General features: G+C 68.8%; 14 protein-coding genes and 1 tRNA gene. 10 read left to right on the plus strand and 5 right to left on the minus strand.

All coding sequences use genetic code 11. From position 1 onward, the window contains the following. Positions 1–41 precede the first annotated feature (41 nt). Together ABD156_RS35010 and ABD156_RS35015 are read left to right on the plus strand one after the other, a co-directional pair. Positions 42–809: a trans-aconitate 2-methyltransferase gene (locus ABD156_RS35010; protein ID WP_344284042.1), complete on the plus strand. Its 768-nt coding sequence runs from the start codon at positions 42–44 to the stop codon at positions 807–809. Beyond that, positions 809–1,384, plus strand: coding sequence for a class I SAM-dependent methyltransferase (locus tag ABD156_RS35015; protein WP_344284045.1), 576 nt, complete (start codon positions 809–811; stop codon positions 1,382–1,384). The genes ABD156_RS35010 and ABD156_RS35015 overlap by 1 nt, the downstream gene beginning before the upstream one ends. Before the next feature lie 24 nt (positions 1,385–1,408). Here the strand turns inward: ABD156_RS35015 and ABD156_RS35020 are convergent, their stop codons facing one another. Beyond that, positions 1,409–1,588, minus strand: a complete 180-nt coding sequence (locus ABD156_RS35020; protein WP_067586600.1) for a hypothetical protein — start codon at positions 1,586–1,588, stop codon at positions 1,409–1,411. Between the two features lie 175 nt (positions 1,589–1,763). Between ABD156_RS35020 and ABD156_RS35025 the strand changes: the two genes are divergently transcribed. The 3 genes from ABD156_RS35025 (at position 1,764) to ABD156_RS35035 (ending at position 3,026) form a co-directional block, all read left to right on the plus strand. Then, positions 1,764–1,836 (plus strand) — tRNA-Asn (locus tag ABD156_RS35025). A 240-nt stretch (positions 1,837–2,076) separates the two neighbouring features. Beyond that, positions 2,077–2,763 (plus strand): hypothetical protein, encoded by a 687-nt coding sequence (locus ABD156_RS35030; protein WP_344284052.1) that lies wholly within the window; start codon positions 2,077–2,079, stop codon positions 2,761–2,763. Positions 2,764–2,765: 2 nt separating this feature from the next. Continuing rightward, positions 2,766–3,026 (plus strand): hypothetical protein, encoded by a 261-nt coding sequence (locus tag ABD156_RS35035; protein ID WP_344284055.1) that lies wholly within the window; start codon positions 2,766–2,768, stop codon positions 3,024–3,026. Between the two features lie 987 nt (positions 3,027–4,013). Here the strand turns inward: ABD156_RS35035 and ABD156_RS35040 are convergent. After that, positions 4,014–5,633 carry an alpha/beta hydrolase gene (locus ABD156_RS35040; RefSeq protein WP_344284058.1) on the minus strand — a complete coding sequence of 540 codons (1,620 nt, stop codon included), beginning with the start codon at positions 5,631–5,633 and terminating at the stop codon, positions 4,014–4,016. A 491-nt stretch (positions 5,634–6,124) separates the two neighbouring features. After that, entirely contained in the window at positions 6,125–6,628 is a 504-nt protein-coding gene (locus ABD156_RS35045) for an acyl-CoA thioesterase (protein ID WP_344284061.1), read from the minus strand. 927 nt (positions 6,629–7,555) lie between these two features. Between ABD156_RS35045 and ABD156_RS35050 the strand changes: the two genes are divergently transcribed. Beyond that, positions 7,556–8,029, plus strand: a complete 474-nt coding sequence (locus tag ABD156_RS35050; RefSeq protein ID WP_344284063.1) for a MarR family winged helix-turn-helix transcriptional regulator — start codon at positions 7,556–7,558, stop codon at positions 8,027–8,029. Positions 8,030–8,064: 35 nt separating this feature from the next. Continuing rightward, on the plus strand, positions 8,065–9,663 hold the full coding sequence (locus tag ABD156_RS35055) for an FAD-dependent oxidoreductase (protein WP_344284066.1): 1,599 nt from the start codon (positions 8,065–8,067) through the stop codon (positions 9,661–9,663). Between the two features lie 249 nt (positions 9,664–9,912). Here ABD156_RS35055 and ABD156_RS35060 read toward each other — a convergent pair whose 3' ends face one another. Then, positions 9,913–11,451: a flavin-containing monooxygenase gene (locus ABD156_RS35060; RefSeq protein ID WP_344284069.1), complete on the minus strand. Its 1,539-nt coding sequence runs from the start codon at positions 11,449–11,451 to the stop codon at positions 9,913–9,915. A gap of 372 nt (positions 11,452–11,823) precedes the next feature. Here ABD156_RS35060 and ABD156_RS35065 point away from each other — a divergent pair, with 372 nt between their 5' ends. From ABD156_RS35065 to ABD156_RS35075, 3 genes are all read left to right on the plus strand, one after another. Continuing rightward, on the plus strand, positions 11,824–12,726 hold the full coding sequence (locus tag ABD156_RS35065; RefSeq protein ID WP_344284071.1) for a LysR family transcriptional regulator: 903 nt from the start codon (positions 11,824–11,826) through the stop codon (positions 12,724–12,726). 442 nt (positions 12,727–13,168) lie between these two features. Then, positions 13,169–14,467: a DUF1800 domain-containing protein gene (locus ABD156_RS35070; protein ID WP_344284073.1), complete on the plus strand. Its 1,299-nt coding sequence runs from the start codon at positions 13,169–13,171 to the stop codon at positions 14,465–14,467. Positions 14,468–14,473: 6 nt separating this feature from the next. After that, positions 14,474–15,697 carry a DUF1501 domain-containing protein gene (locus tag ABD156_RS35075; RefSeq protein ID WP_344284076.1) on the plus strand — a complete coding sequence of 408 codons (1,224 nt, stop codon included), beginning with the start codon at positions 14,474–14,476 and terminating at the stop codon, positions 15,695–15,697. Here the strand turns inward: ABD156_RS35075 and ABD156_RS35080 are convergent. Further along, a complete protein-coding gene (locus ABD156_RS35080) occupies positions 15,686–16,990 on the minus strand; it encodes a sensor histidine kinase (protein WP_344285320.1) in 1,305 nt (434 codons plus the stop codon). The genes ABD156_RS35075 and ABD156_RS35080 overlap by 12 nt on opposite strands. Between the last annotated feature and the right edge of the window lie 5 nt (positions 16,991–16,995).

A 16,995-nucleotide genomic window follows, 5' to 3' on the forward strand; every position in this document is an offset into this window, starting at 1 on the left:
TACTCAGTACGGCTGTACTGTTACTCGGCGGGAGGCTGCTCGTGTGGGATCCGGCGAAGTACCTTGACTACTCCGACCTGCGTGGCCGGCCGTTCTACGACCTGATCGGGCGAATCTCGGCGGCTTCGCCCCGTCGAGTGGCCGACCTGGGCTGCGGCCCCGGCACGCTGACCCTCGACCTGGCGCTCCGCTGGCCGGACGCGGTCCTGGAGGCGATGGACAGCTCGCCGGAGATGGTCGCCGCGGCCCGCGAACGCGGGGTGGCCGCCGAGGTCGGCGACGTCCGGTCGTGGACGCCGAAGCCGGACACGGATGTGGTCGTCTCGAACGCGGTCCTGCAATGGGTGCCCGGCCACGAGGACCTGCTGCGCCGCTGGGCCACGGAACTCCCGGCCGGAGCGGTGCTCGCGGTGCAGGTCCCCGGCAACTTCTCCGCCCCTTCGCACGCCATCAGCCGTCAGCTTGCGGCTTCTCCGACGTGGGCTTCGCGGCTGTCGTCGGTGTCGCTGCGAGCCGAGGACGCCGTCGGCGAACCCCGCGACTACGCGGACCTCCTCGCCGACGCCGGATGCCTGGTCGACGCCTGGGAAACCACGTACGTACAACAACTTTCCGGCCCGCGAGCTGTCCTGGAGTGGATCACCGGCACCGCGCTCCGCCCCATCCGCGCGGCGCTGGGCGACGAAGACTGGGCCTCGTTTCAGGACGACCTGGCCCCGCTCCTGGACGAGGCCTACCCGCCCCGCCCGGACGGCACGACCTGGTTCGAATTCCGGCGGATCTTCTTCGTCGCGAAGATCCCGGACTGATGGCCTACTGGAACACGAACGTCGCCCGCCATCCGGGCATCCTCCGCGCCGTGCCCGCCGGATGCGCGACCGCGCTGGACGTCGGCTGCGGAGACGGCCTGCTGGTACGGAAGCTGGCTGAGGCGGTGCCGTCGGTCACCGGGATCGACAAATCGCCGGAGATGGCCGCTCAGGCCCGTTCGCTGTCCTCTGACACCTTCGTCGAGGGCGACTTTCTCTCCGCTGACCTCGGCGCCTACGACTTCATCTGCTCCGTCGCCACCATCCACCACCTGGATTTCGAAAGTGCCCTCGCCCGAATGCGAGACCTGCTGCGCCCAGGCGGCGCGCTGGTGGTCGTCGGCCTGGCCCGCGACGCGAGCATGACGGACCGGGCGGCGACGATCGCGGCCGCGCCGATCGTGCGCATCGTGAAGGTGCTGCGCCGAGCACACGGCCCGGACGGCATGCCGGCGATGCAGCCGCGGATGAGCTACCGCGAGGTGCGGACGGCCGCGCAACGGTTGCTGCCAGGAGCGCGATACCGGCGGCACGTGCTGCGCCGGTACTCGCTCACCTGGCAAAAGCCGTCCTGAGCTGGGGTTTCGCCGGGTGCTGGCTCAGCCGTTCCCGCGCCCGAACTTCTCGCCGAGCTTCGCCCGCGCCACCCCCGCCGCGCCCTGGACCATCGGATGGTCGGCCAGTTTGCGGTAGGTGCGCACGATCTGCTCGTACCGTCCCCGGCCGGCCTTGGTGCCCAGCACGTACCCCAGGCCCACGCCCAGCAGGAACTTCTTCATCGGCGGACACACCTCTCGTCAGCAGGACTTCCGACTGTCCATTGTCCAACACAACCGCCTTCCGTGCGGGGCCCCCGGCGCCGGGCCGAAGACCCACCCCCCTGTGCGAGGGCGGAACGGCATGGGCTAAAGTTCTTCCTGTCAGCCCGGAGAGATCCGGACCGGCGAAGCACGATCCCCTGTAGCTCAACTGGCAGAGCATTCGGCTGTTAACCGGAGGGTTCTTGGTTCGAGTCCAAGCGGGGGAGCAAAGCCCAGGTCTTAGACCTGGGCTTTTTTGCTGCCCGTAAGCAGGGGCGGTTTGGTGTCGATTTTGACGGTCGTCCAAGCGGTCGGCTGTCGGGTTCGCCGGTGGTCCGCCGCGGTTGCCGGGTGGCAGTTCGAAGCCGTGGGTCGGCGCTGCGTTTGGCCGCAGTCGATCTTGGCGCGGTTGATCCCGCCCGATATGTCGATTCGTCGCTTGACGCGTGCATCCAGGGCCTGAGGCAGTGTCAGGTCGACGATCGAGTTCTGGGACCGCACAGCGATTCGCCCAGCAAGCCCAGGATTCCGCCCAGCACGCCGCGCAATCCGCCGCGACCGCACGCCGGGCAGAAACCACTGCGGTCCAGGCCGCACGCGCCGCGGCCACCTCTGCCACGAAGGCCAACGCCTCCGCCGCACGTGCCAGCTCCGCCGCCCGCGGCGCCTATGCAGCTTCCCGTGCGGCTTACTCCAGCGCGATCGCTGCGGGAAAGGACGCCGCACAAGCGGCCCACGAGGCCAGCCAGGCGCTCAGGGAGGCCATCGCCCACCCGCCAAACCCGCCCGCCGGCGGTGGCGGCGCGGCCGGAGGCTACGGCGGCGCGGGCCCGCTGCCGGCCGGCTGTCTCCAAGGCAAGGGACCCGTCGCGGCCTGGTACACCACCATGCTGTGCGGGCCCGGCATGATCACCAACCCCGACTGCAACATACCCCTCAACCTGGGATGCACCTATGTGCAGCAAATCCTCAGCAGCTCCCACCACGACCACAAGGACGAAGACAAGTACTGGTCGGAATCGAGGGTATGCAGTGCCGGAGCCTGGGGCTCTGGCGCCGGTGTCTTCGGTCTGGGCCTGCTCATCCCGGGCGCGCAGTTCTTCATCGGCGGGATGGGGCTCGGCATCGGATTGGCGAGCGTTTTCGTATGTTAGGCATGACGAGCGAGGTGACCATGGAAGGCAAAAGCGAGCGGTTCGATCGACACGTGCGACGTGAACTGGTCGGCTGGAGAGAAGCGGTGAGCCACTCCCTGCTGGGAATCCTCATTTTCTCGACCGGATTCCTGTGGAGCACAGGCGTGTACCCGCCCGTGTTCGGGGCGATTGTCCTCGTAGCGCTGGTGGGAACGTGGATCTGCAGCGTGGTCTACTGGAACAGAAAAGCCCAGCTGCGGAACAAAGAGAACAAGAAGTAGCCGTGGCGGCCGCGGCTCGGCACGTCGTCGCGCTGAGCCGCGGTTCTCCCCGGGCCTGGAATACCTCAACCACTCAAGCTGGCCGCAAGCGGCCACCGGCAGCTGACGATGCACGACGACCGCTGGACTCGCCCCTCTGTGCTGGTAGCCAAAGAGCGTGTCTTGCGCGAGCTACGATCGGCTGGTGCCGTCGCGTTGGGGCAGATCGTCATGCCCTGCGTGCCTTTGGCGACAGCGCAACCTGCGCAGGTGCGCCGTCGGTGCAGGGCCTTTCGCTCGTTGAGTCACGCCGGTTGCGGTACCGGGCAGGTAGAGCCGGGGCGGCTCACGAGAAGATCGCGCAGAACGGGTCGTGAGGGGCAAGTTGGCTCAACACAACCCGCAGTCGCGAGTGACCAGCACCTATCACGGCAACGCCCGCACCGTCGTGCAGGTCGGGACCGTGACGGGCAATGCGGTCATCCGCCATGCGGTCGCCGGGCCGTGGCGGCCGCTGATGTGGATGGCGGCAGCCGTGGGCTTCCCCGTGGCGTGCGGAGTCCTGTGCTGGGTCGCGGTGGCGAGTCCGGACCCGCGGTTGTCTGTCTACGCGGCGTGCGCCGCTTTGCGCGTGACGTGTTCCTCCTCGGCACGGCGGAGCGTCGGGCCGCTCGGACTCCGTTCTGGGCCGACGCCGCGATTTCTGGCATCCAACTGCTCGGCGGAACGACGACACTCCATCCACGGGATTTCCGGAAGTCGCCGGGATCGACGAGAGCATCACTCAGCTCCATTACCGGCCACGCTGTCCACGAGTCGCTGGCGACGTTCGGCCGCTGGCAACGCGTCAAGCGAAAACACGATCAGGTACCGCATTCGCGGCGAACTTGATCATTGCCGCCGCAGCGACCGATACCTCCAGCTTGGCCGCACAGCGCGTCGGTCGGGCAGCGGGGTCCGCTGCCCGGCCGACAACGCCGATTCCGCAAGGCCGCGAAGGCAAAGGCGTCAGGCTCCCGGGGGCACCGGGAGCGGCATGCCGGGGAGGTTCTGGTCATTCGGCACGACGCCGTCGACCAGGTAGGCCTCCACGACCTTGTCCACGCCCGCGTTGCCGCCGGCGTAGATGCCGTGGTCGCCTTCTCCGGTGATGGTCAGCATCCGCGAGTTGTCGAACGCGTTGTGCGCGCGGCGCGCGCCCTCGATCGGCGTCGCCGGGTCGTGCTCCGACTCGACGATCAGCACCGGCGGAACGCCCTTGCCGTTGAGCACCGGCAGCGGGGCCGGGGTGTTCTTCCAGAACAGGCACGGCTGGATGAACCAGCCGGCGCCGAGCAGCGGCAGTTGCCGGTCGATCAGTTTCTGCGACTGTTTGACGGCGCTCTGGGTCGAGCCGGTCCACGGGCCTTCGTTGCACGGGATCGTCCAGAACGACGCGTCGTAGGAGTCACCGTCGGCAGGCACCATCAGCGGCTGCGGGCCGGAGGTCGTGGTGCTCTTGTCGGCGGCCTTGACCCGCTGCGCGGCCGATGCCTTGTCCTGGGCCGAAGTCGTGCCTTGGGTCAGCGCGCGGACGTTGACCAGGTAGTCGGCCAGCCCCGGGAAAGCGCGCTTCGAGTAGATCTGCGCCGCGATGAACGAGTCGAGACCGTTGGCCGACACGTGCGAGCCGTCCGGCAGGGTGACCGCGTTCTGGGTCAGGGCGTACCGGACCTGCTCGTAGGTCTGGCGGGCCGCCTCGCCGGTGGCGCCGAAGTGGTAGAGCTTGTCGTAGTTCGCCATCCACGGCAGGAAGTCCTGCCGCCAGCGGCGCTCGAAACCGAGCGGCTGCGCGTCGAACGACTTCTGCCAGGTCGTGGTGAACTCAGTCGCGGAGTCGAGGACGAACCGGCCGGTGTGCGCGGGGAAGGCCTGGGCGTAGTGCGCGCCCATCCAGGTGCCCGCCGAATAGCCGACCCAGTTGATCTTGTCGCGGCCGAGCAGCACGCGCAGCAGGTCGATGTCCTTGACCGTCTGGTCGGTGTTGATCAGCGGGCCCAGTTCGCCGGAATTCTGCTGGCAGGACAGCGCCGCGTATTTCGTCGCCTGGAGGATCAGGTTCAGGTTCTGCTTGCTGCGGTCGCGCGGGTCGAGGTCCGAGCCGGTGCCGATGGCGCCGCCGCAGGTGATGTTGGTGCTCTTGCCCGTGCCGCGCGGGTCGAATCCGACGATCTCCTGGTGCTCTCGCAGCTTGGCCTGGTTGCGCAGCCGCGCCGGGAAGTTGCGCCCGGGAGCACCCGGGCCGCCCGGGTTGGTGACGACGGTGGCTGTCGCGTTCTTGGTCGCCTTCAGCCGGCTGACCGCGATGGTCAGGTCGATCTGGGCGTTCGGCTGGTACCAGTTGCGCGGCGTCCTGTAGGTCGCGCACTCCATGTCCTTAGCGCCCTCGGGCGGGGGAGTCGGCAGCTCGGAGGGGACCGCGCACGTGTGCCAGTCCAGCTTTTGGCTCGCGTACTGCGCGGGGATGCCGGTCGGGTTCGGCGGCTGCTTGCCCCCAGCGGCCTCCTGGCCCGCGAAGGCGGGCGTGAACCCGGCCAGCAAGGTGCCGGCGATCGCCGGGATCACCACCGCGTAGCGGAGTCGTCTCATATGGTTGCCCCTTTTGGGTATTTCGCCAGTGAACGGGCTATTCCTATAGCGCTGGTCAGAGCGGGACAACCGCCGTTGGTCGGTGGCGCGGAGTGCCGCGATCGAATCGGTACCGGACAGTCCTGGCGCTACCGCGGTCCGGAGAACAGCGGTACCGCAGTTTCTCCGTCTTGACATGCCGCGGCACCCGTGGTCGCGCGACATGCCAAGACGTTCTGGCCGCGTGTGCACTGCGAACCGGCCGCAGTCCGCGGAGGCGGCCGGTCGCGCTGTCTCCGCCGAATCGGTCTGCGGGCCAGTCGCCGGGGACCGGCGTGCGGCGAAGTTTCCCCCGACGCCGCCGATTCAGGTCGCCGGTTCCGTTTCGCCGCAGGCAGCGCGAAGCGGGCTAGCGGCATGCACTCGGCTCGCCGCTAGCCCGCTCGGTCCGCGACGACCACGGTTGCTGACGCTGCTCTCAGTACCGGGTTTCTCGCGGAATGCCGAAGAAGTTACGGGCTGGCGCGGCGATAGCCGGAAGCCGCGGCCTGGTGCAGGTACAGGTTCTCCGACGACGGCCTGGTCCCCGGCACCGGGGTCGCGGCTCGCGGGGTTCCGGTGACGTCGATCGCCACGAACACCAGCTCCGCGGAAGCCACCGGGGTCGGCGGAGCCGCGAGGTCCTCGGGGTCGTCGGCCCAGCCTGACCAATAGGTAGCGGTCACAGTGGTGCGGACTTCGATGGAGGTGTTGTTGACCCGCTCGATCTGCGCGCAGGCGTGCAGCAAACCGCCCTCGCGCACGGGGTTCAGGAATTCCAGCCGCTTCACCGCGCGGGTCGCCGTCGGCCCGTTGCTGTATTCGAGGGTCGCGAGCCAGGCCGCGTGGTCGATCAGCCGGAAAATAACCGCGCCGGCGACGTCTCCCTGGTGGTTGAGGTCGGCGGGCTGGGCCAGGTGGGTCAAGGTGCGCTGAACGAGTGTCCGCGCACAAGGAGCGGACGAACTGGTGCTCATCTCGGTATTCCTTTCGGTCGTCGGGTGGTTCGCGCGAAAAAATTCCGCGCGTCAGCGCGGTGGGAAAGCAGGGGAATTCAGGGGTGCAGCGGAACCTGTTCGTGGAATTCCGCTCGTCCCGGCGAGACACGTCCGCATGTCCGGGGGTCTCCCGGAACTATGCCGAATTAGCCCGATCGGGGCACGATTCCCGTTCGGGCTGGGGGACTGCGCTGATGGAGCGCCTCGACGGTCAGTGGATGTTCTCTGAATCGATCCTAGCATGGCAGGAAGGTCGCTCCGCGCGATTGCTCCCGCTTCACGCGAACGATGACCGAAACATGAAAACCAAACGCATTGTGCGATTTTGGGTGACGCGCGATCGTGATTCTGGAATCGCTCCGAGCGAGGGGCGGGCGTCGGTTGTCCATTTCGGGGTGCGTCGTCGAGCGGGTTGAGGACTGCCTCGCTCGCTGCAGCAGTATCGCGGCAGGGGGAAACGCGGGCGCATAAAAGCTCGGTCGCGGAATAAGGTGGGCAAGGATCAGGTGGGCGGCGTGGCGATTTCCGGGGTTTTCGGTTGCCGGCTACGTTCCACGCGCCTGATTTTCTCGGTCGGCGCTTCCTCGGACGGCACCCGACTGCGAGAAGGAGTCGGCTATCCCGTCCCGAACCTGCATCCCCGTCACCCGGACGGCCTCGACCGTGCCCGCGCTGTCCGGTCAGGTCCCGGTGGTTGCCGTGTAGTCGGGCGTGCCTCCGCGTGTCTCGCCGACCCGGACTGGTTCATGTTCACATAATGAAATTATATAAATATCTGAAGGACTGTGGGCTCGCGGACGAGCGCCACTCAGGAAAATCAAGCTATAAAAGGTAAAATAGTGTCGAAACGGGCAGTGGTCGTCGAGTTTGGAGGCGAGTTACATCATCTCATGATATAAATGGGTCATGGGTGAGCTGGAGCGCGATCAGGGGCGGGATGGCGTCACGGAGGCTTTCGACGAGGTTGTCCGCCTGATGATCCGGCATCTGGCCGACCACGGAAGCTTGTCGTTCACCGCGATCATGTGCCTCGGCAGGCTCTACCGGGACGGCCCGACGCGGCTGACGGAACTGGCGGCGGTGGAAGGTTCCAGTCAGCCCTCGACGAGCCAGTTGGTGCAGCGCCTGGAGCGGCAGGGGCTGGTAGCGCGAGTCAGGGACCCGCAGGACGGGAGGGCGTCGCTCATCGCGCTCAGCGACGCCGGCCGCACCCTGGTGGCCACCCGTCTCCGCGATCGCCGTGACCGCCTGGCGGAGTTGCTGGCGACGCTTTCCCCCGAGGACGACGCCTCGCTTCGGCTGGCGATGAATGTGGCCCGACCGATCATCCAGCGGTTGATCGAAACCGCCCGCCGGTCAGACAACCAGGCCGGGTCCTGACGACTTGGCCACTCGATCCATTGGGAGGTACAACCATGACCACGCCATCCAGTGCCGGCTCCCCGCGATCCCGTGCGGCTGAGCGTCCGGTCGACTGCGACGTGGTGGTCGCCGGGGCCGGTCCCGCGGGGTTGATGCTCGCCGGTGAGTTGCGAGCCGGCGGCGCCTCGGTGATCGTGCTGGAACGGTTGACCGAGGTCAATCCGATTCTCAAGGCAGGAACCCTCAACCGGCCCAATATCGAGGCGTTCTACCGGCGCGGCCTGCTTCCCGTGCTGCGGCAAGCCCAGCAGGAGACGGACTGGACCGTCTCCTACCTTTCCAGCCGCCGCTCGGACGGCACGAACGCGCTGCCCAGGTTCTCCGGACATTTCGCGGCGATCATGCTCGGCGACGAGATGCTGGACGAGTCCGACCCGGACCTGGCTGGGCTCTATCCCCCGGACATGGTCGACCTGGTCCACCAGAAACAGGTCGAGGCGATCCTCGCCGACCGCGCCGCCGGGCTCGGCGTGGAAGTTCGCCGCGGGGTGGAGGTGACTGGTTTCGAGCAGGACGCCGACGGGGTGACGGTCGCGACTGACAACGGGTCGATCCGGTGCGGATGGCTCGTCGGCTGCGACGGCGGCCGCAGCACCGTGCGCAAGCTCGCCGGGTTCGACTTTCCCGGCACCGACCCGGAAATCACCGGCTACCACGGGGTCGCCGACATCATCGGCGTGGAGGACCTCGGTGTCGGCTGGCACGCGACCGACACCGGCGTCTACCTCAACGACCCGCCGCGCGGGCGAATCACCACGGTCGCGTTCGACGGCGCACCGGCCGACCGCGACACCCCGGCGACCGCCGAGGACCTGCAGGCAGCCATCCGCCACGTGACCGGCGCCGACGCCACGGTCACCGGGATCACGAGCCTGACCCGGTTCACCGACAACACCCGTCAAGCCACGACCTACCGGCAGGGGCGAGTGCTGCTCGCCGGCGACGCGGCCCACGTGCACCCTCCGTTCGGCGGACAGGGGCTCAACCTGAGCGTGGGCGACGCGATGAACCTCGGTTGGAAGCTCGCCGCCACCGTGCGCGGGACGGCACCGGCCGGACTGCTGGACACCTACACCGCCGAGCGGCATCCCCTCGGCGCCTGGGTGCTGGACTGGACACGTGCCCAGATCGCGGTGATGCGCCCGGAGCCCCATGCCCGTGCGCTGCGCGAGGTGGTGGCCGACCTGGCGCGAACCGTGGACGGTGCCACGTACTTCGCGAAGAAGATCTCGGGCATCGGTCAGCGATACGACCTCTCCGGCGACAATCCTTTGATTGGTGTCAGCGCGCCCGACTACGAGCTGGCTGACGGGTCCCGGCTCGCCGACCACATGCACGACGGCAGGGCGCTCCTGCTGGACCCCACCGGCGCGCGGCACGACCTCGTCGCCCCGTACCGCGACCGCATGCGGACGATCGCCACGGCCCCGCTGACCGACGACGCTCCGGCGGCCATGTTCGTACGACCCGACGGGTACGTCGCCTGGGCAGGCGAACCCGACCGGGACTCGCTGGACAAGGCACTGCAGACCTGGCTCGGCGCCCCACTGGCACCTGCGAGCCAGATTCCGGATGCTCCGGCTCGGCGCTAACCGCCGTACCCCTGCTGCATCTGCGGCCAACGGATGCGAATTGGCCACGGTCACCGACGTCGTGTTCGGTCCCGGCATTCAGCAGGCATATGCACGAAGTGGGCCTCAAGTCACATAGCCGAGGCCCGCTTCGCCGTCTTCGGCAGGCTGCCTGTGTTCACGAAATTAGCCACTTCGTTGTTGAGCCCGTGCGGCTGCGTCGACGCGTGGTCCTGCGTCGCCGGACTGAGCGTCGGGCGGGACGTCGTCCTACAGGGTGCCCGTGTCGTTCCCGCACCGCACGTCATGCCAGGTCGACAAGTGTCCCGCTTCCCCGGGCCTGCCCGGCTTCAGCACGAGATCTCCCAGGTCGACCGTGCTGGTCATTTTCTGGAAGCTCGCGAGGTTTCCGGGCCATTTGGTCACGACCTTGCCCGCCATGCCCAGGCGATACCAGCTGTGGCACGCACCGGCCTCCCAGACGGACTCTGCCATCGCGCTGTCGACCCAGTTGTTGAAGCTCTGCTGAGCCCTTCGCGACGGCTGGACGGAGACGGCGCCGCTCTCGTCGACCAGCTGAATGTATTGCATGATCATCTTCATTTGCGCCTCGATGACCGCGATGATGGACCCGCTCGCCTGGGTGTGCGGACCGGTCACGAGGAAGAGGTTGGGGAACCCCGCGACGACGGTGCCCTTGTACGCATTCGGCGCTTCGCGCCACGCATCCGCCTTTAGCGACCGCGCGGATTCACCGCGGAACTCGATCCCGGCGTACATGTCGGTCGCGGTGAAGCCGGTCGCGAGAACGACCACGTCGGCGTCCCATTCGCGCCCGTCGGCGGTCACGACGCCGGTCGCGGTCATCGCCGAGATCCCGGCCGACCAGACGGTGGTTCTGCGGTCGGCGAGGGCGGGGTAGAACGTGCTGGAGAGGACCGGCCGGCGACAGCCGAACCGGTACGACGGTGTCAGGAGCTCGCGCAGGCCGGCATCGGCGATCACCGACTCCAGGTAGGCACGCCATTGTCCTTCGACCTTGGCGAGCTGGGTCTCGTCCATGACCGCCTGTGTTTCCGCCTCGACGTTGAACCTGTGTTCGGCGTCGAGGCGGATAGCTTCCATCCGCTCCGGTTCGTCGCGGAATCGTGCCTGCGCCTCGGGGTCGTAGAACTGTTCGTCCTTCGGCATCACATAAGGCGGAGTGCGGATCACCGCCAGCACGCTCTCGGCCACGTCGACGGCGTAAGGGAGAACCTGCGCGGCACTGGCGCTCGCACCGACGACCACCACGCGCCGACCTTCCAGGGAGACTCGCTCGTCCCATTCCGCCGTGTGGATCACCTCGCCGCGAAACGTCTCGCGCCCCGGAAGATCAGGAATGCGAGGGGTGCTGAGCGAACCGCTTGCCATGATCAGGAACCGGCACGACAGCGATGCTCCTTCGGCGGTGCGCAGGTTCCACACCCCGGTGAGTTCATCCCAGCTCGCCGACACCAGCGTGGTGTTGAACCGGACGCGGTCCCGGACTCCCAGATCGTCGGCCACTTTGTTGATATAGGCGAGGATCTCGTCCCACGGCGCGTAGCTGCGCGTCCACGTCGGGTTCGGCGCGAACGAGAGGCTGTAGAAATGTGCCGGGACGTCGCAGGCCGCATTGGGGTAGCGGTTGTCCCGCCAGACGCCGCCCAATTCTCCGGCGCGCTCGAGGATGACGAAGTCGCCCCGGCCTTCCTCCAGAAGTCCGTGCGCCGCGCAGATTCCGCCGAAACCCCCGCCGACGACGACGGTCTCGTGGTACTCGATCATGATTTCACTCCACCTCGGTTCTGACAAAGCGGTTGTCGTGCATGGCGGGAATCAATTCGCCCCGATCCCGTCATCCCGCTTCACCAAAGCCGTCCTGGCAACGGCTTTCACAGAGAACGACGACGCGATCAGCCGACGTGGCGATAAAGCTCCGGAAGCCCCGAAAAGAGCGGGGGAAGGCACGCTGGCAATGGATACCAATGTTTCCCCGTCACTCGATTCGGAACATCTCGGCGGTTATCGCGGTCGCATGGCGTCCTCCTCGCCGGTACCCACATTCCACGCTGCCCAGGGGGCGCGTCCAAGGCTTGTTTCGCATCCCGTGATGCGTTCCAGGCATCACGGGCCGCGAGTGGGCTATCTTGCGGTGTTGTGGGCACAGCCAACGCGGTTCCGCCGGTCGAGTTCGAACTCCGACTGGTCCGTTACTTCACGGTGGTCGCCGAGCAGCAGCACTTCGCCCGTGCCGCGGCACTGCTGCACATCACCCAGCCGACCCTGAGCCGCCAGATCCGGACCCTTGAGCAGCGTGTCGGAGCCCGGCTGCTCGACCGCGACCGGCAGGGCACCCGCCTGACGCCCGCCGGGGCCGCGTTCCTGCCCCACGCCAGGCAACTGCTGTCGGTCGCCGCAAGGGCTGTGGCGGACGCCCGTGCGGCCGCAGTGCCAAGCCGGCTCACCGTCGGCCATACGCGCGGGCTGATCATTACTCCGGCGGTACGGCACCTGCGCCGCCATCACACCGAGGCCGAGGTACACACACTGCACCTGGAGCTGGCGGAGGTGCGGACGGCCCTGTTCGGCCACCGCGTGGACGCGGTCGTGACTCGGCTGCCGTTCGCCACCGACGGACTGCGGGTTACCGTCCTGCACGACGAGCCCCGGGTGCTGCTCGTCGCCCGGTTCCACCGGCTGGCCGGCCGGGAATCAGTCACTCTCGACGACATCGCGACGGAGCCTGTACCGAGGTTGCCCGCTGCCGAGTGGGACGCGTTCTGGCGTGTCGACCCCCGTCCCGACGGCACGCCGGCACCCGACGGGCCGCTGGTCGGTCACCTCGAGGACGCATTGGAACTGATCGCGTCCGGGCAGGTGGTCGCCATCCTGCCCGCCGGGTTGCGCGCCGAGGGCACCCGGCCGGACCTGACCGCGATCCCGCTGCACGGGGTCGAGCCGTGTCAGGTGGTGCTCGCCACCCGCGCCGGGGAAAGCGCACACCTGGTGGCCGCGTTTCGCCGGTCCGCCCAGGCCCTGTTGACCGAGGCGAGTTATTGAGGCGGTGCCGGCGTGCCCGGTGGAGGTGTCCACCAGCTTCCCGCCGGGCTGGCCAAGCTGCCAGCCTGACCACTTAGCAGCGTTGTCGCCGTGGCGTAGTCACCTGTGGTCACCGCGCGGAGATGCGGTTGCGGACGCTGGCGGCGGTTCCGCAGCCGTAACCTCGGCTTTGGCAGGCACCACTGCGGCTGCTGCTGACCCGCGCCCACTCCGACGACGAGATTTTCGCGCCACTTGACGAGGAAGTACGGGTGGAGCGTCGGAAGTTCCCTCGCGCGGGCTCACCGCTGGCGGCGAAGGAAGACACCCGCGTCGTGTCGACAGGACGGGAGCCCCGGCCGCATGACAGGCGGTCTCGCGTCGAAGCGGCTGGAGCTGTGGGTTCCCTTAAGGAAGTCCCCGGCTGCTGGCCATTCGCCTCGGGTGTCCCGAAGATCGGGGCATGGCGGTCATTTCCGAGCGCGCGGCGGTGCGGCGGCTGCACGATCGGCTGGGGTTCGGGCCCCGGCCGGGAGATCTCGACGCCGGGTTGTCCGCGACCATGGCGCGGCTGCTGGCCGCTGGGCCGGACGCGGGTGCGGAGGCGACCCCGCTTCCGGACGTCGGGTCGCCGCCCCCGCGGCCCGCGAAAGCGGACAAGACGGCGAAACAGCAAGCCGCGCAACAACTTCAGGGGCAAGTCACGCAGGCGGCGCTGTGGTGGCTGGACCGGATCGCGGCGGCCGACCGTCCGGTGGTCGAGCGGCTGACCTGGTTCTGGCACGGGCATTTCGCGACCAGCGAGCAGAAGGTGCGCAGCCCGCGCCTGATGCTCGCGCAGAATCAGACCCTGCGGACGCTCGGCATGGGCAGCTTCACCCAGCTCGCGCACGCGATGATCGTCGACCCGGCGATGCTGCTGTGGCTCGACGGCAACAGCAACAAAGCCGGCAAGCCGAACGAGAATCTCGCGCGCGAGTTCATGGAGCTGTTCGCCCTCGGCGTCGGCAACTACACCGAGACCGATGTCCGGGAAGCCGCGCGTGCCCTCACCGGCTGGACCGCGACCCGCGAGAACCCGGTCGCTCATCTGGCCGCGCGCCGTCACGACTCGACGCCGAAGACCGTTCTCGGCCAGACCGCGAACTTCGACGCCGGCTCGTTCGTCGACCTCGTGCTGTCCCGGCCGTCCTCGGCGCCGTTCGTGGTCGGGCGGCTCTGGTTCCGGCTCGTCTCCGCGACGCCGCCGACGGCGGACACGCTGGCCCGGCTGGTGGCGGCATACGGACCGGGCCGAGACATCCGGTCTCTGCTGACCGCGCTGGTCAAAGAGGACGCATTTCACGACTCGGCGACGTCTCTGGTCAAACAGCCGGTGGAATGGCTCGGCGGCCTGCTGCGCGCGCTCCGGGTACGACCGTCCGCGCTCGACGCCAAATCCGGCGCCCAGCTGCTGACCGGGCTGCGGGGGATGGGGCAGGTGCCGTTCGAGCCGCCAAGTGTGGGCGGCTGGGCGGCAGGTGGTGCGTGGCTGACGACGTCGGCCGGGCTCGCCCGGCTGCATCTGGCGCAGCTCGTCGCGCAGCACGCCGATCTTGGCGCGGTGGCGAAAGCGCAGGACAAACCGGCGGCGATCGGGGAACTGCTGGGGGTCGACGGGTGGTCCGACCGGACCCGCGACTGTCTCAGCGGAGTCGCGAACGATCCCCGGCAGCTGGCGGCGATCGCCGCGTGTGCGCCCGAGTACGTGGTGAGCGGGTAGGAGACCATGAACAAACTGACTCGTCGGCGGTTCCTGTTCGCCAGCGGCGTGACGGCCGCCGGAGCGCTCGCGGCCGGTGCCACCCAGGTCGACTGGACGCACCTGATGTCCGCGGCCCAGCAGACTCCGCTCGACCCGAAGGACGGCGTCCTGGTCGTCGTGACGTTGTACGGCGGCAACGACGGCCTCAACACCGTCGTGCCCGCCGGCGACCGCGCTTACCAGAACGCCCGGCCGGAGCTGGCGTACCAGCCCGAGGACGTCCTCGACCTCGGCGACGGGCTGGGTCTGAACCCGGGCTTGAAGGGCCTGAAAGGCTTGTGGGACACCAAGGAGCTGGCGATCGTGCGCGGCGTCGGCTACCCGAAGCCGGACCACAGCCACTTCCGTTCGATGGCGATCTGGCAGACCGCTTCGCCGGACACGCCGGTGCCGACCGGCTGGCTCGGCCGGTGGCTCGACGCGTCCGGCGACGACCCGCTGCGCGCGCTGTCGGTAGAGCCGGTTCTGCCGCCGATGCTGGCCGGGGCGCAGACCGCGGCCGCGTCCATGCCGGTCGGTGGCTTGACAGTGCCGAAAGGCGCGCTGGGCAAGGCTTTTCAAGCACTCGGGAGTGCGCAGAACGGCGAGGGCTACTGGCAGGCGAAGGCGGCGCGTTCGATCGCGGACCTCTATCGCGCCGAGCAGGTGCTGGGCTCGGCGGGACACCCGGCCAAGGGCGCGCACAAGCCCGCCGGCGGCCACAAAGACGGCGCGCTGGCCGCGCAGCTCGACGTCGTCGCCGGGCTGATCGAAGCTGGGGTGCCGACGCGCGCGTATTCGGTGTCGCTGGGCGGTTTCGACACGCACGCCGACGAGCGCGGCACCCAGCAGCGGCTGCTCACCGAACTGGACGGCGCGCTGACGCCGTTCGTGCAGCGGCTCGGCCGCACCGACCGCGGCAAGCAGGCCGTCGTGCTCGTGTACTCGGAGTTCGGCCGCCGGGTCGTCGCCAACGCCAGCGAAGGCACCGACCACGGCACCGCCGGTCCGGTTTTCGTTCTCGGCAACGGAGTTCGCGGCGGCTTCCACGGCGACGAGCCGAGCCTGACCGATCTCGCCGACGGTGATCTGAAGGAAACCACCGATTTCCGCGACGTCTACGCGACCATGCTGGAGCAGGTGCTCGGCACCGACCCGGGCCGGGTGCTGCCCGGCCATTCCGGCCGGCTGGAGGGCCTACTCGCCTAGCACCGGCTCCAATCCGGACAGGACGAACCGCGCGCCACCGCCCGGAGCTTCGACGCACCGGAGGTCGCCGCCGTGCGCTCGCGCGAAGCCCCGCGCGATGGCCAGACCGAGGCCGGATCCGCCGGAGTCGCGGTCGCGGGCGTCGTCGAGCCGGACGAGCCGGTCGAAGATCCGCTCCCGATCCGATTCGGGGACGCCGGGCCCGGTGTCGGTCACCGTGCACCCGTCCGCGGTGACGGTCAGCGTGAGGCTGCCTTGCCCGTGCATCGCGCGCACCGCGTTGTCGGCGACGTTGGCCAGGATTTGAGTGAGCCGGTCGGCGTCGCCGCGCACGACGGTGTCCATTCCGGTCGCTTCGACAACGGTTTCCGGGGCCAGCAACGCGATCCGGTCAGCTTGCGCACGGGCCAGCGCGAGCAGCGAGACCGGCTCGCGGGCGATCTCGGCACCGGCGTCCAGCCGGGCCAGATCCAGCAGGTCGCTCACCAGTTTTCCGGCGCGCCGCGCCTCGCGGGCCAGCAGCAGCTGGAGCTGCGCGGCGTGCCCCGGGTCGCCGGACGCCTGCACCAGCGCCTCCGCCGCGGCCTGGACTCCGGCGATCGGCGTCCGCAGCTCGTGCGCGGCGTCGGCGACGAACTGGCGGGTCCGTTCTTCGGACGCCCGGGCGGCCTGCTCCGCGCCCTCCAGCGCGTCGAGTGCCGCGTCGAAGGCCTCCGCCGCGCGGCCGAGCTCGGTGTTCGTCCGGGTCGGCGTCAACCGGCCGCCCCGCCCGCCGGACACGATCGAGCGGGCGAGCCGGGTCATCGCGTCCAGCGGCGTCAGCGCCAGCCGGACGCCGACGAGCAGCAGGAGCGCGGTCGCGACGATCGCGGCGAGCCCGGTGATCAGCAGCAGCTTTCCGAGCCGTTGCTCGGCTCCGGCGACGATCGAATCGTCCGCGATCAACGTCAGCTTCGCGCCGTCGATCCGCGCCGGACCGGTCAACGTCGCCTTGACCTGCTTCAGCCGCGATCCGGCCGGCGGCGCCAGTTCCCCGACGACCGTGCCGTCCGGCAACGCCAGCCGCCCCTGCACGCCGGTCGTTTCGACCCGGCGCAACAGGCTGCGCGGGCTCACGTTCTGCCGGGCGAGCTGCTGCGCGAGCTGAGCCCGCCCGGCCAGCACCCGGTTCACGTCCTGCTCGGCCTGAGCGCGGAACACCGCGAACACGACGAACCCGACGAGCGCCAGGACCGCGATCAGCACGAGCAGCGAGGAAACCGTGACCCGGCGGTACAGCGAGCCCGTCTTCATCCGGC

Origin of the sequence: Amycolatopsis albidoflavus (assembly GCF_039525725.1) — a bacterium.
In the GTDB taxonomy this organism is placed as follows: domain Bacteria; phylum Actinomycetota; class Actinomycetes; order Mycobacteriales; family Pseudonocardiaceae; genus Amycolatopsis; species Amycolatopsis albidoflava.